This window comes from Streptomyces sp. ISL-94, assembly GCF_018614075.1.
Classification (GTDB): Bacteria; Actinomycetota; Actinomycetes; order Streptomycetales; family Streptomycetaceae; genus Streptomyces.
The window spans coordinates 18678-32700 of the sequence record NZ_JAGGOZ010000133.1 but is presented as its reverse complement, the minus strand read 5'-3'; the positions used below and the strand labels follow the sequence as shown (position 1 = coordinate 32700).

Here is a 14023-nt window from a genome sequence, read left to right as displayed (position 1 = left end):
CATTCTTAGGGAACCGCCGTGCCCGCTCCCGACACCGTCCTCACCGGAGCCCGTGTCCGCACCCTCGACCCCGCCCGCCCCGAGGCCCGCGCCGTAGCCGTCCGCGACGGCGAGATCGTTGCCGTCGGCGACGAGGCCGACGTACGCGACTGGCGCGGCTCCGGCACCGAGCTGGTCGATCTCCACGGCGCCACCCTCACCCCCGGCCTCACCGACGCACACAGCCACCCGGTCTGGGGCATCGAGATGGCAGAAGGCACCGACCTCTCCGCCGTCCGCGACCTCGACCAGCTGCGCGCCGCCCTGCGCACCGCGGACCGCGGCCCCGGCGGCTGGGTGACCGGCCACGGCCTCGACCACAACGCCTTCGGCGGCCGCCCCGTCCACCGCAGCCTGATCGAGGAGGCGCTGGCCGGCGCCCCTGCCTTCCTGCGCCTCTACGACGGCCACTCCGCGCTGGTGACCGGCGCGGCCCTGGCCGCCGCCGGGATCACCGGCCCCCGCGCCTTCGCCCAGCGCTCCGAGATCGTCTGCGACGCCGACGGCCGGCCCACCGGCCACCTCGTCGAACACGCCGCGATGGCCCTCGTCGGCGCCCTCGTGCCGAAGCCCTCCTACGCCCAGCGCCGCGCCCGCCTCGTCGCACTGCTCGGCGCCATGGCCGCCACCGGGCTCACCGGCGCCCACGTCATGGACCTCGGCGACGGAGACGTACCGGCCCTCCTCGCCACCGTCGAATACGAGGGCGACCTGCCGCTGCGGCTGCGCCTGGCCCCCTGGTGCATGCCGGGGGCCACCGCGCAGGACCTCGACGAGCTGATCGGGCTCCAGCGCCTCGGCGGCCGCCACTGGCAGGTCGGCGGCGTGAAGTTCTTCATGGACGGCACCGTCGAGGGCGGCACCGCCTGGCTGGAGCACGCCGACTGCCACGGCCAGGGCACCGACGCCTTCTGGCCCGAGCCCGAGGCCTACGCCCGGGCCGTACGGGTCCTCGACGCGGCCGGGGTGCGCACCGCGACCCACGCCATCGGCGACGCGGCCGTCCGCCACGTCCTGGACACGGTGGCCTCGCTCGGCCGGCAGGCCCGGATGCGGCACCGGATCGAGCACATCGAGACGGTCCCCGACGACCAGCTGAAGCGGTTCGCGGAGCTCGGGGTGATCGCCTCGATGCAGCCGCCGCACACCGCGTACACCCGGGCCGACCACACCGACGAGTGGTCGAAGCGGCTGGGCGGGGACCGGGCCGCCCGGGCCTGGCGCTGCCGGGACCTGCGGGACGCGGGGGCCGTTCTCGCGCTCGGGTCGGACTGGCCCATCGCCGACTACGACGCCCGCCAGGTGCTGGTCACCGCCCGCAGCCCGCTGGGCGCTGCCTCGGCGGGCCCGGCCCTGACCGGGCTGATGGCACTGGAGGGCCTGACCTCGCACGCGGCGCTCGCGGCCGGGGAGGAGCGGGTGGCGGGCCGGATCGCGCCCGGCTGCCGGGCGGATCTGACGGCCTTCGGCCTCGACCCGGTCACTGCCCCGCCGGACGAACTGGCCGAGGCACCGGTCCGCCTCACGATGTCGGGCGGCCGGATCACGCACCGGGACGGCGGTCTGTGAAACCGGTACTAGCGGCGGAAGCGGTTCAACGCGCCGGAGAACGGGTGCGGGCCGCTGTGCACCGGGTGGCGCGGCAGCCGGTGCGGGAGCGAGCCGTACCAGCTCCGCGAGAGGGCGAAGCCGAAGGCCAGGCAGAGCATGCCGCCCACGGCGTCGAGCCAGAAGTGGTTGGCGGTGGCCACGATGACGACGAGGGTCGCCGTCGGGTAGAGCAGGCCCAGGATCCGGGCCCAGGGGGCGGAGGCGACCGCGAAGATCGTCAGCCCGCACCAGAGCGACCACCCTATGTGCATCGACGGCATGGCGGCGTACTGGTTCGACATGTGCTTCAGGTTTCCGGAGGCCATGGAGCCCCAGGTGTGGTGGACCAGCACGGTGTCGACGAAGTCCTGCCCGTTCATCAGCCGGGGCGGCGCGAGCGGGTAGAAGTAGTAGCCGACCAGGGCCACGCCCGTGGTGGCGAAGAGGACGAGGCGGGTGGGTGCGTAACGCCCGGGATGGAAGCGGTAGATCCACACCAGTACGCCGATGGTCACGATGAAGTGGAGCGTGGCGTAGTAGTAGTTCATGCCCACGATCAGCCAGGTCACCGAGTTGACGGCGTGATTGACCGACTGCTCGGCGGCAATACCCAGGGTGCGCTCGATACCCCAGATCCAGTCGGCGTTCGCGAGAGCGGCCCCCTTCTGCTCGGGGACCGCGTTGCGGATGAGCGAGTACGTCCAGTAGCTGACCGCGATGAGCGCGATCTCGAACCAGAGGCGCGGCCGGCGCGGGGACCGCAGCCGGCTCAGCAGCGTGCGGCCGGAGCCCGGGCGGGTCTCGAGCTCGCTCACCGTGGGTGACGAGACATCCGTCCGGGTTTCCAGTGTCTTCACGCTCGCTTCACCCATGGGATAGGAGTCTGCCAGATGCCGTCTCGCCTCCGATCATCCCTCGGGACGGTCTTCCCCGCAGCCGCTCAGCCCTGCGGACGACACGTGGCCCTTACGTCCTTCCCGCCCGTTACGTCCTTCTCCGCTGCCCGGGACCGGATGCCGTGGAGCCGCGCACGACCAGTTCGGGTAGGAAGACGAATTCGCTGTGCGGGGCCGGCGTACCGCCGATCTCCTCCAGCAGGGTCCGGACGGCCGCCTGCCCCATGGCCTGCACGGGCTGCCGGATCGTCGTGAGCGGCGGATCGGTGAACGCTATGAGCGGGGAGTCGTCGAAACCGACCACCGACACCTCCTGCGGCACCTTCAGCCCCTGCTGACGGGCGGCGCGGATCGCGCCGAGCGCCATCATGTCGCTCGCGCACACCACCGCCGTGCAGCCGCGCGCGATGAGCGCCGCCGCGGCGGCCTGGCCGCCCTCCAGCGAGTACAGGGAGTGCTGGATCAGCTCTTCGGTCTCGGCCTCGCCCAGCCCGAGCCGCTCCTTCATCGCGACCCGGAAGCCCTCGATCTTGCGGAGCACCGGGACGAACCGCTTCGGTCCGACCGCGAGCCCGATGCGGGTGTGCCCGAGCGCGGTGAGGTGGGTGACGGCGAGCTGCATCGCGGCCCGGTCGTCGGGGGAGACGAAGGGGGCCTGCACTTTGTCGGAGAACCCGTTGATGAGGACGTACGGGACGCCCTGCCCGCGGAGTTGGTCGTAGCGGCCCATGTCGGCCGTGGTGTCAGCGTGCAGTCCGGAGACGAAGATGATCCCGGAGACCCCGCGGTCGACCAGCATCTCGGTGAGCTCGTCCTCGGTGGACCCGCCGGGCGTCTGCGTGGCCAGCACCGGCGTGTAGCCCTGGCGGGTCAGCGCCTGCCCGATGACCTGGGCGAGCGCCGGGAAGATGGGATTGTCCAGCTCCGGGGTTATCAGCCCGACGAGCCCGGCGCTGCGCTGGCGCAGCCGTACGGGCCGCTCGTAGCCGAGCACGTCGAGCGCGGCCAGTACGGACTCGCGGGTGCCCGCCGCCACACCGGGCTTGCCGTTGAGCACGCGGCTGACTGTGGCTTCACTGACCCCCGCCTGGGCTGCGATGTCGGCTAGCCGTGCGGTCACGGGATGGGACTGTACCGGCAGCCACGTCAAAATGCCCACCACGTGCACGAATCCGGGGGAAGCCGGACGGTGCGGCCGTCCGTCTCCACCGGGGAGCTGGAAAGCACGGGACGCCCGGGTGCGGGCAGTTCGACCGGGGCCGGGCGGCTGTTGAGCGTGCAGGCGAAACCGGGCCGGGTGAAGAGGAGGACGCCTTCGGGGGCCGGCAGCCAGGTCAGCGGGCCCGCCTCCGGGGCGCCGAGGCCGGGGAGCGCGCGGCGCAGTTCCAGGGCGGCGCGGTAGAGCTCCAGCGTGGAGTGCGGGTCGCCGGTCTGGGCGGCGACGCTGAAGCCGGCCCAGTCGGCGGGCTGCGGGAGCCAGCTGCCGGCCGGGCCGAAGCCGTACGGGGGCTCGTCCCCCGACCAGGGCAGCGGGATCCGGCAGCCGTCGCGCAGCCCGTCCTGTCCGGCGGTGCGGTGGAAGGCGGGGTCCCGGCGGGCGGAGGCCGGGAGGTCCACCACCTCCGGGAGGCCGAGCTCCTCGCCCTGGTAGACGTACGCGGAGCCGGGCAGGGCCAGCATCAGCAGGGCGGCGGCCCGGGCGCGGGCCAGCCCCTGCGCCCCGCCCCCGTACCGCGTGACGTGCCGTACGACGTCGTGGTTGGACAGCACCCAGGTGGTCGGCGCGCCCACCGAGTTGGTGGCGGCCAGCGATTCGTCGATGACGGTCCGCATCGCGACGGTGTCCCACGGGCAGTTCAGGAAGCGGAAGTTGAAGGCCTGGTGCATCTCGTCGGGGCGGACGTAGAGGGCGAGCCGCTCGGAGGTCGGGGCCCAGGCCTCGGCGACGCCGATGCGCTGCCCCGCGTAGGAGTCCAGGAGCCGGCGCCAGGAGCGGTGGATCTCGTGGACCCCGTCCTGGTCGAAGAAGGGGAGCGGCTCGGTGCCGATGAGGGTGGCCTGGGCGCCGCGGCCGATGTCGGGCAGGCCGGAGGCCTTGACCATGCCGTGGGCGACGTCGATGCGGAAGCCGTCGACGCCGAGGTCGAGCCAGAAGCGCAGCACGGAGGAGAACTCGGCGGCGACCTCCGGGTTGTCCCAGTCCAGGTCGGGCTGCTCGGGGGCGAAGAGGTGGAGGTACCAGGCGCCGTCGGGGACGCGGGTCCAGGCGGGGCCGCCGAAGACCGACTCCCAGTCGTTGGGCGGGAGCTCCCCGGCGGGGCCCCGCCCCGGGCGGAAGAGGTAGCGCTCCCGGGCCCCGGGCTCCCCGGCGAGGGCGGCGCGGAACCAGGGGTGCCGCTCGGAGGTGTGGTTCGGCACCACGTCCACGATGACCCGCAGCCCCAGCGCGTGCGCGGCGCGGACCAGCTCGTCGGCGTCGGAGAGGTCCCCGAAGAGCGGGTCGACGGCCCGGTAGTCGGCGACGTCGTAGCCGCCGTCCGCCTGCGGGGAGACATAGAAGGGGGTGAGCCACACGGCATCGACCCCGAGGCGGGCCAGGTGGGGGAGGCGCTCGCGGACCCCGCGCAGGTCCCCGACGCCGTCGCCGTCGCTGTCGGCGAAGGACCTGACGTACACCTGGTAGATGACGGCATCACGCCACCAGCTGCCGCTTGCGGTGGTATCGCTGGAAGCGCTTGCAAGCGGGGCGGCCGTCAGCTCGTGGGTCATATCGGGGTCAACGCGAGCACAGGCCCCCTGGTTGCGGGCCCGGAGGGTCGAAGGTGACTCGAACTAACAGCAAGCTGCGGCAACCGTCCGGATACGCGGATGTAACGATCCCCAGGTCTTGCAGAAAATTGCCGCAAGCTCTTTCGGTCGGCTTTCAGTCTTGTTACGTTCCTGGCAACTCGGGACCGCGAGGGCGCGGCCGGGATCATCGAAGGAGTTCATATGCGGCGTGGCATAGCGGCCACCGCGCTGGTCGCGACCCTGGCGCTCGCGGCAACGGCTTGCGGCGGTGACACCAAAAACGACGGTGGCGAGACCAAGGCCGGCGGCGAGCTTTCCGGCACGGTCACGTGGTGGGACACCTCGAACGACGCCGAGAAGGCCAGCTTCCAGAAGATCGCCGAGGCGTTCACCGCGAAGCACCCGAAGGTGACCGTCAAGTACGTCAACGTCCCGTACGGCGACGCGCAGAACAAGGTCAAGAACGCCTTCAGCAGCGGTTCCGACGCCCCTGACGTGATCCGCGCCGACGTCGGCTGGGTCGCGGACTTCGCCTCGCTCCAGTACCTCGACGAGGTGCCGGCCGAGACGGCCAAGAAGGTCGACGCCGAGTTCCTCCCGCAGGCTGCGGCCAGCGGCAAGTACGAGGGCAAGACCTACGCCGTGCCGCAGGTCATCGACACCCTCGGCCTCTTCTACAACAAGAAGATGCTCGCCGACGCCGGCGTCCAGCCCCCCAAGACGCTGGAGGAGCTGAAGACCGCCGCCGCGGCCATCAAGGAGAAGACCGGCAAGGCCGGGCTCTACCTGCGCGGCGACGACTCCTACTGGTTCCTCCCGCTGATCTACGGTGAGGGCGGCGACCTCGTCGACGCCAAGAACAAGACCGTCACCGTCGACAACGCGGCCGGCGTCAAGGCCTTCAAGACCGCCCGCGACCTGGTCACCTCGGGCGCGGCGATCACCAACGCCACCGACGGCTGGAACAACATGCAGACTGCCTTCAAGACCGGGCAGGCCGCCATGATGATCAACGGCCCGTGGGCGGTCGCCGACAGCTACGCCGGCGACCAGTTCAAGGACAAGGCCAACCTCGGCGTCGCCCCCGTCCCGGCCGGCTCGGTCAAGGCGGGCGCCCCGCAGGGCGGCCACGACCTCGCCGTCTACGCCGGTTCCAAGAACCGCGCCGCGGCCCACGCCTTCGTCGAGTACATGACCTCGCAGGAGGTCCAGGTGCAGTCGGCCAAGGAGCTGAGCCTGCTCCCCACCCGCACCGCCGCCTACGACCAGCCGGACGTCAAGAGCAGCGAGATGGTGCAGTTCTTCAAGCCGGCCGTGGACAAGGCCGTCGAGCGCGCCTGGATCCCGGAGAACGGCTCCCTCTTCGAGCCGCTGAAGGTCGAGTACACCAAGGCGATCACCGGGGCGTCGAGCCCCGAGGACGCCGCCAAGGCGGCCGGCGCCGAGTTCCGCAAGATCCTCAAGGGCTGGAAGTAGAAGAAGAATGGCTGCTCACACCAGCCAGTCGGTGGTGAAGGCCGCGGGCGACGACGACACCGTCGTGGCCCGCGGCCGGAGCCGCAGGACTGACAGCGGGCACAAAGGCGGACTGAGGCGCGCCCTCGCCACCCACTGGTACGCCTGGGCCATGGTCGCCCCGGTGGTGCTCGTCCTCGGCGTGATCATCGGCTGGCCGCTCGTCAAGGGCGTCTACCTGTCGCTGACCGACGCCAACGAGCGCAACGTCTCCCGTACCATCGGCGCCCGCCACATCGAGGCCACGTACGAGTTCGTCGGACTCGACAACTACGTCGCCGTGCTGGGCGACCCGGTGTTCCTCCAGCGGCTGGTGTGGACCGTGCTGTGGACCGTCGGGTGCGTGTCCGTCACGTTCACGCTCGGCCTGGTGCTGGCCAACATGCTGAACCGGGAGTTCCGGGGCCGCGCCGCCTACCGGATGGCGCTCATCCTGCCCTGGGCCGTGCCCGGCTTCGTCTCCGTCTTCGCGTGGCGGTTCCTCTTCAACCGCGACAACGGCATCCTCAACAAGCTCCTCGACGGCGGCGGCATCGCGGCCGTCCCGTGGCTCGACGACCCGACCTGGGCCAAGTTCTCGGTCATCGCCGTCAACGTCTGGCTCGGCGTCCCCTTCATGATGGTCGCCCTGCTCGGCGGACTGCAGTCGATCCCCGGCGAGCTCTACGAGGCCGCCGAGATGGACGGGGCCTCCGCCTGGCAGCGGTTCCGGCACATCACCCTGCCCGGCCTGCGCGCGGTGAGCATGACGGTGATCCTGCTCTCCACCATCTGGACCTTCAACATGTTCCCGGTGATCTTCCTGCTCACCCGCGGCGGACCGGGCGACTCCACCGAGATCCTGGTGACCCAGGCCTTCCGCGAGGCGTTCATCACGAGCCCGCGCGACTTCGCCGCCTCCGCCACCTGGGGCGTGCTGATCCTCCTGCTGCTCATGATCTTCGCGCTGGTCTACCGGCGCTCGCTGCGCAAGCAGGGAGAGGTGTGGTGACCATGACCACCCGTACTCGGGGCGCCCGCGCCCCGCTCGCCTCCGTCGGCCTGCACCTCACGCTGCTCGTCGCGTCCGTCATCGCCGTCTTCCCGGTGCTGTGGATCCTGCTGACCTCGCTCAAGCCCGCGCAGCACGCGATCACCACCGACTTCGTCAAGGAACCGACCCTCGGCAACTACCGGTACCTGCTGGAGTCGAGCCACTTCCTCAGCTGGTTCGGCAACTCGGTCCTCGTCGCCGGCGTCACCACCGTCCTCGGCGTGTTCATCGCCGCCACCACTGGATATGCCGTCAGCCGCTTCAAGTTCCCCGGAATGAAGCCGCTGATGTGGACCCTGCTCATCACGCAGATGTTCCCGATGGCCATCCTCATCGTCCCGCTCTACAACCTGATGGGCGATCTCGGCCTGCTCAACCAGCCGGTCGGCCTGATCATCACCTACCTCACCATCGCCGTGCCGTTCTGCGCCTGGATGATGAAGGGCTTCTTCGACACCATCCCGGTGGAGATCGACGAGTCCGGCCGCGTCGACGGCCTCAACCCCTTCGGCACCTTCTGGCGGCTCATCCTGCCGCTCGCCAAGCCGGGCCTCGCCGTCACCGGCTTCTACGCCTTCATCACCGCCTGGGGCGAAGTCGCGTACGCCTCCGCCTTCATGGTCGGCGAGGAGAACCTCACGCTGGCCGGCGGACTCCAGACCTTCGTCACGCAGTACACCTCCAACTGGGGTGCGATGAGCGCCGCCTCGGTCCTCATCGCGATCCCTGCGGCGATCTTCTTCGTATTCGCCCAGCGTCACCTCGTCGCCGGAATGACGGCAGGCGCCACCAAGGGCTGACCACCCCTTGCCTGCCCCCTCTCACCCCCGGCCCGATCTCTCCAAGGACGACATGACCCAGCACCTCGCCACAGTGACTTCCGGAGGTGGACTTCCCACGTCCACCGGCACCCAGCCCGGTTGGTGGAGAGAAGCGGTGATCTACCAGGTCTATCCGCGCAGTTTCGCCGACTCCAACGGGGACGGCATGGGGGACCTCGAAGGCATCCGCAGCCGCCTGCCGTACCTCAAGGAGCTGGGCGTCGACGCCGTCTGGCTCAGCCCCTTCTACGCCTCGCCGCAGGCCGACGCGGGCTACGACGTCGCCGACTACCGGGCCATCGACCCGATGTTCGGCAGCCTGCACGACGCCGACGCCGTGATCCGCGAAGCGCACGAGCTGGGCCTGCGGATCATCGTGGACCTGGTCCCCAACCACTGCTCCGACCAGCACGAATGGTTCAAGCAGGCGCTCCGCGAAGGCCCCGGTACCCCGCTGCGCGAACGGTTCCACTTCCGCCCGGGGCGGGGCGCCGACGGCTCCGAGCCCCCGAACGACTGGGAGTCGATCTTCGGCGGACCCGCCTGGACCCGCGTGCCCGACGGCGAGTGGTACCTGCACCTCTTCGCCCCCGAGCAGCCCGACTTCAACTGGGAACACCCCGCCGTCCAGGACGAGTTCCGCTCCATCCTGCGCTTCTGGCTCGACCTCGGCGCCGACGGCTTCCGCATCGACGTCGCCCACGGCCTGGTCAAGGCCCCGGGCCTGCCCGACCTCGGCCGCGACGAGCAGCTCAAGCTCCTCGGCAACCAGGTGCTCCCCTTCTTCGACCAGGACGGGGTCCACGAGATATACCGCTCCTGGCGGACCGTGCTGGACGAGTACGCGGGCGACCGGATCGGCGTCGCCGAGGCCTGGACGCCGAGCGCCGACCGCACCGCGCTCTACCTGCGCCCCGACGAGCTCCACCAGGCCTTCAACTTCCACTACCTGAACACCGGCTGGGACGCGGACGCGCTGCGCGCCACCATCGACGAGTCGCTCGACGCGATGCGGCCGGTGGGCGCGCCGACCACGTGGGTGCTGTCCAACCACGACGTCGTACGGCACGTGACGCGGTACGGGGGCGGGGCGCAGGGGCTGGCCCGCGCCCGGGCCGCGGCTCTGCTGATGCTGGCCCTGCCCGGCTCGGCGTACGTCTACCAGGGTGAGGAGCTGGGGCTGCCGGAGGTCGTGGACCTGCCGGACGAGGTGCGCCAGGACCCCTCCTTCTTCAAGGCGAACGGCCAGGACGGGCTGCGCGACGGCTGCCGCGTGCCGATCCCGTGGTCCGGCGACCAGGCCCCGTACGGCTTCGGGAGCGGTGGCAGCTGGCTGCCGCAGCCGGCCGAGTGGGCGGGCCTGAGCGTGGCGGCGCAGACGGGGGATCCGGCTTCGACGCTGGAGCTGTACCGCTCCGCGCTGCGGATCCGCCGCGAGCGGGCCGAGCTGGGCGCGGGCGACGCCGTGGAGTGGCTGCCCGCCCCGGAGGGGGTGCTGGCCTTCCGGCGGGGGGAGTTCGTGTGCACGGTGAACACCACCGGCGCGCCGGTACGGCTGCCCGCGCCGGGCACCGTACTGCTGGCCAGCGGGGACCTCGCGGAGCCGGACGTCCTGCCGGCCGACACGGCGGTGTGGTGGAAGGGGTGACCTCCCCCTCGGGCTCCCCGCTGAGGCTGACGGACATCGCCGCGCAGGCCCAGGTCAGCGAGGCGACCGTCAGCCGCGTGCTCAACGGCAAGTCGGGCGTGGCGGTCGGCACCCGGCACAAGGTGCTGGCCGCGCTCGACCTGCTGGGCTACGAGCGGCCGGTGCGGCTCAAGCGGCGCAGCAACGGCCTGGTCGGGCTGCTGATCCCGGAGCTCACCAACCCGATCTTCCCGGCGTTCGCGCAGGTCATAGAGCAGGCGCTGGCCGGGCACGGGTACACGCCGGTGCTGTGCACGCAGACCCCGGGGGGCGCCACCGAGGACGAGCTGGTGGAGCAGCTGGAGGAGCGCGGCGTCACGGGGATCGTCTTCCTGTCCGGCCTGCACGCCGACGCGGCGGCGGACCCGGCGCGCTACCAGCGGCTGGCGGCGCGGGGGGTTCCCTTTGTTCTGATCAACGGCTTCAACGACCGGGTGAACGCTCCCTTCATCTCCCCGGACGACCGGGCGGCGGCGGACATGGCGGTACGGCACCTGGAGGAGCTGGGGCACCGGCGGATCGGCCTGGCGATCGGCCCGACCCGCTATGTCCCGTCGGCCCGCAAGGAGCAGGGGTTCCTGGCCGCGCTGCCGGGTGCCGACGCCGAAGGCCTGATCCAGCGCACGCTGTTCACGGTCGAGGGCGGCCACGCGGCGGGCGGAGCCCTGCTGGACCGGGGCTGCACGGGGGTGGTGTGCGGGAGCGACCCGATGGCGCTCGGCGTCATCAGGGCCGCCCGGGAGCGGGGGCTGCGGGTGCCGGAGGACGTGTCGGTGGTCGGCTTCGACGACTCACCGCTGATCGCCTTCACGGACCCGCCGCTGACGACGGTCCGCCAGCCGGTGCGCGCGATGGCGACGGCGGCGGTCGGCGCACTGCTGGAGGCGGTGGGCGGCACCCCTGTCCAGCGCACGGAGTACGTCTTCCAGCCGGAGCTGGTGGTACGGGGGTCTACGGGGCCGGGGCCGGGGGGCTGAGGGGACGCCGCCCGTCTGTCTGCCTGCTGGTGTCGGGCCTGAGCCGGGGGAGGGGCTGTCGTCTGTCTGCTTGCTGGTGTCGGGCCTGAGTCGCGCGGGCCCGCTTCCACCCCCCGAGCAGGACCGGGCCCAGCCGGTGGCTGCCCACCCTCCACCCCGGCGGCTGCGACGGCCGGGCGGGAGGCCGCCGGCCCGGCGGCTGCCGGGCGGTTGTGGCCGGGCGGGGTCGGGAGAGCGCCCGGGGGCTTCCCGGCGGTCCACTGTCCTTCCGTGTCGGGCCGGTCCGTCAAGGGCGCTCCTTCGTCGCGTCGCTTCGCGATGGCCTGCGGCCACCTTGACAGCCCGACCCGCCCCGGAAAGACAACAGACTGCCGGGAAGCCCCCGGGGGAATGGCCAGGGGGGGAGGGATATACGAGGACCGGCCATGACCGGCCGGCCGGAGGCCCGCCCGGTCGGAAAGCACGCCCTTCGGGCGGAAGGGCAGCCCAACCCGCGTTAAATGCCGACGAGGTGAGCCGGGCCGGAGGACGGGCGCGCCAGATCGCTACGCGCTTCGCCTTGCTTGGCGTCCACCGCCGTCTGTGGCTGGGAGCGCGTCAGATCGCCACGCGCTTCGGCCGGTTCGGCGTCCGGCGGTCGTCTGGGGCTGATCTCATGGTCCTTGGCTTTCCTCGCGGATGTCCGAGGTCTACGGCGATCCGACTGCTGGATGCCCTCGACGCGGGTGGGCCCCACGTGCGAAGCCATGACGGGCGTCAGCTGCTCAAGGTGCGGTAAGGGTTTCCTCCCCGATCAAGGCCCCGATCGCTACGTGCTTCGGTGGCCGTAGCCCCGCCCGTGCCGTCACCGCACGGCGGGAGCTTGTCCGGTTCGCCAGTCGTCCACCCGCTTGCGGATGCTGGGGACCATGGGGAGGTCGTCGATTGCGTCCGGGGTGAACCATGCCACCTCGAACGACTCGTCCGAGGTGCGGAGGGTGCCGCCTGTGGGGCGGGCAAGGAGGCAGATGGAGAACTCCTGCCGGACTTCGCCGTCGTCGTAGGAGAAGACGTGGCCGGGATGGGTGTACGTCCCGACGATGCCGGTGATCTCAACCGTCATGCCGGTTTCCTCGAAGGTCTCCCGGATCGCACAATCTGCGAGGGACTCGCCCAGCTCCATCTTGCCGCCGGGCAGGGCCCACATGCCGTTATCTGTGCGGCGCTGCAACAGCACTCGGCCGTCGTCATCCACGACAACGGCCGACGCGGCCGGCACCAGGCTGTTCGCCTTGGGGGCGTTGGGATCGTCCTCGTAATCACGCCTGGGCATCGTGTTCGACCTCCTGGATGTCGCGTCCTCGGCTCCACAGCTCTTCGACGTGCGCCGCGAAGCGGTCGAACAAGCCGTCTGTCTGGCGGCGCCGTAGGTGCATCATCGGTGAATCGTGCCCAACCCGGCGGGCCAGAATCGGGGTGACGATCATTTCGTCATCGAAGCGGAAGACTGACAGGTTGACGTGGCCGGTCTCGAAGCGCCCTTCGATGTTGCTCACGTCGCGGAGCTTCTCCAACTCGTTCAAGGTCACCGAGATGCGGGTGGAGAGCGTGAGCGGTACGGCTTCCTCGGCTTCTCGGGCTGCGGTGACCGGACTGTCCGGATCCCCGATCAAGAACCGGACCCGACAGCCGCTCTCGGCCTTGCGGCGCAGGGCACCGGCCAAGTTCGCCTGCTCCAGCCACAGGAAGCAGTTGGTGTACCCGGCGAAGACGAGATCCCGCTGGGCCTTCGTCACGAGGGAGCGCCACAGGCTTGATGGCGCGGCCGATCGGTAGGGGAAGACTTGGACTATCTCCTTGTCCGGTCCTGTTGTGAGTGCCGACCGGATGGCGTTGGGCCACAAGGCTGTCTCCTCCTCGCCTAATGCCTCGCAGGCCGCCCATCGGTGCCGGGCGTGGGGGATCCGGTTCGGCTCGGTGATCCATCGGCCAACCGTTTTGGCGTCAACCCCACATGCCTCTGCGAGTTGCGTTTCAGTCATCTTGGCATTGGCCATCGCACGGCGCAGACCGTGATTCACAGTTCGCCTCCCGGGGACGTAAGGGACGGACCGAACCGTAGCGGCGAAGCGTCCCAAACGTCCTGCAAACGGGGTGGCAACGCTCTGACGAGGGACACAGCATCTGAACATGCCGGCCTCAAGGCGCCAATGGGGCTCCGCTGGCCGGGGAATCATTCCCACCGTTCTGAGAGGGAGACCAGTCATGTGCAGTGCGACGTCGGCGCTCGGTGGTTCATCCGAGGAGCCGTTGTGATGCGAGGCCTGGGCGGCGACGAGCCGCGCGTACTGATGACGGTGCGGGTGTCGAGGGATTCGGGCCAGACATGGGGGCAGGAGTCCGCGGTGCGTGAGGGTGACGCGGTGGTGGTCCTGTCCTCCCCTGAGCGCTTCCCGCCGTGTGCGTGCGCGCGGTGTGTCGGGCAGCGGACGGTGCTGGCCCGGTCGCTGCGGCCGGGCCTGTGAGCGATCACTACGAGTGGAAGGGGACTGCCATGGCATGGGGAACGGGCAAGGGCGGCAGCGGGGGCGACGGGAAGCACTCAGGGAAGAAGGACCCGGGTACGGCCAAGCCGTCCTCGGACACCGAGAAGCCGAAGTCGGAGCCGAAGCACAAGGGGAAGTAGGCGTTCGGGG

13 protein-coding genes and 1 pseudogene are annotated in these 14023 nt (G+C 70.9%); 9 read left to right on the top strand and 5 right to left on the bottom strand.

Features of this window, described 5'->3' with window-relative positions; translation table 11 throughout:
• Positions 1-18 precede the first annotated feature (18 nt).
• Positions 19-1608 carry an amidohydrolase gene (locus tag J7E94_RS32850; protein WP_215020484.1) on the top strand — a complete coding sequence of 530 codons (1590 nt, stop codon included), beginning with the start codon at positions 19-21 and terminating at the stop codon, positions 1606-1608.
• Positions 1609-1616: 8 nt separating this feature from the next.
• Here J7E94_RS32850 and J7E94_RS32845 read toward each other — a convergent pair whose 3' ends face one another.
• The 3 genes from J7E94_RS32845 to J7E94_RS32835 form a co-directional block, all read right to left on the bottom strand.
• The gene (locus J7E94_RS32845) at positions 1617-2501 is read right to left on the bottom strand and encodes a phosphatase PAP2 family protein (protein WP_215020483.1); all 885 of its coding nucleotides are present in this window, start codon (positions 2499-2501) and stop codon (positions 1617-1619) included.
• 112 nt (positions 2502-2613) lie between these two features.
• The gene (locus J7E94_RS32840) at positions 2614-3645 is read right to left on the bottom strand and encodes a LacI family DNA-binding transcriptional regulator (protein ID WP_215020482.1); all 1032 of its coding nucleotides are present in this window, start codon (positions 3643-3645) and stop codon (positions 2614-2616) included.
• Between the two features lie 26 nt (positions 3646-3671).
• Positions 3672-5294: a glycoside hydrolase family 13 protein gene (locus J7E94_RS32835; RefSeq protein ID WP_215020481.1), complete on the bottom strand. Its 1623-nt coding sequence runs from the start codon at positions 5292-5294 to the stop codon at positions 3672-3674.
• A gap of 222 nt (positions 5295-5516) precedes the next feature.
• On the opposite strand from J7E94_RS32835, the gene J7E94_RS32830 reads away from it, so the two are divergent.
• The 6 genes and pseudogenes from J7E94_RS32830 to J7E94_RS35190 form a co-directional block, all read left to right on the top strand.
• The gene (locus J7E94_RS32830) at positions 5517-6791 is read left to right on the top strand and encodes an extracellular solute-binding protein (RefSeq protein ID WP_215020480.1); all 1275 of its coding nucleotides are present in this window, start codon (positions 5517-5519) and stop codon (positions 6789-6791) included.
• Between the two features lie 7 nt (positions 6792-6798).
• On the top strand, positions 6799-7821 hold the full coding sequence (locus tag J7E94_RS32825; RefSeq protein WP_215020479.1) for a carbohydrate ABC transporter permease: 1023 nt from the start codon (positions 6799-6801) through the stop codon (positions 7819-7821).
• Between the two features lie 2 nt (positions 7822-7823).
• A complete protein-coding gene (locus J7E94_RS32820) occupies positions 7824-8663 on the top strand; it encodes a sugar ABC transporter permease (RefSeq protein WP_215020478.1) in 840 nt (279 codons plus the stop codon).
• A gap of 52 nt (positions 8664-8715) precedes the next feature.
• The gene (locus J7E94_RS32815; protein WP_215020477.1) at positions 8716-10332 is read left to right on the top strand and encodes a glycoside hydrolase family 13 protein; all 1617 of its coding nucleotides are present in this window, start codon (positions 8716-8718) and stop codon (positions 10330-10332) included.
• The gene (locus J7E94_RS32810) at positions 10320-11348 is read left to right on the top strand and encodes a LacI family DNA-binding transcriptional regulator (protein ID WP_374224530.1); all 1029 of its coding nucleotides are present in this window, start codon (positions 10320-10322) and stop codon (positions 11346-11348) included. The genes J7E94_RS32815 and J7E94_RS32810 overlap by 13 nt, the downstream gene beginning before the upstream one ends.
• Positions 11349-12014: 666 nt before the next feature.
• Positions 12015-12126 (top strand): annotated as a pseudogene (locus J7E94_RS35190) (NUDIX hydrolase); the annotation flags it as partial.
• A 66-nt stretch (positions 12127-12192) separates the two neighbouring features.
• Here J7E94_RS35190 and J7E94_RS32805 read toward each other — a convergent pair.
• Both J7E94_RS32805 and J7E94_RS32800 read right to left on the bottom strand, forming a co-directional pair.
• The gene (locus J7E94_RS32805) at positions 12193-12660 is read right to left on the bottom strand and encodes an NUDIX hydrolase (RefSeq protein ID WP_215020475.1); all 468 of its coding nucleotides are present in this window, start codon (positions 12658-12660) and stop codon (positions 12193-12195) included.
• Complete coding sequence (locus J7E94_RS32800) at positions 12647-13408, bottom strand: helix-turn-helix domain-containing protein (RefSeq protein WP_215020474.1); 762 nt, start codon at positions 13406-13408, stop codon at positions 12647-12649. The genes J7E94_RS32805 and J7E94_RS32800 overlap by 14 nt, the downstream gene beginning before the upstream one ends.
• A gap of 234 nt (positions 13409-13642) precedes the next feature.
• On the opposite strand from J7E94_RS32800, the gene J7E94_RS32795 reads away from it, so the two are divergent.
• Positions 13643-13852, top strand: coding sequence for a hypothetical protein (locus J7E94_RS32795; protein ID WP_215020473.1), 210 nt, complete (start codon positions 13643-13645; stop codon positions 13850-13852).
• A gap of 29 nt (positions 13853-13881) precedes the next feature.
• Entirely contained in the window at positions 13882-14013 is a 132-nt protein-coding gene (locus J7E94_RS35555; RefSeq protein ID WP_285440850.1) for a hypothetical protein, read from the top strand.
• Positions 14014-14023 lie beyond the last annotated feature (10 nt).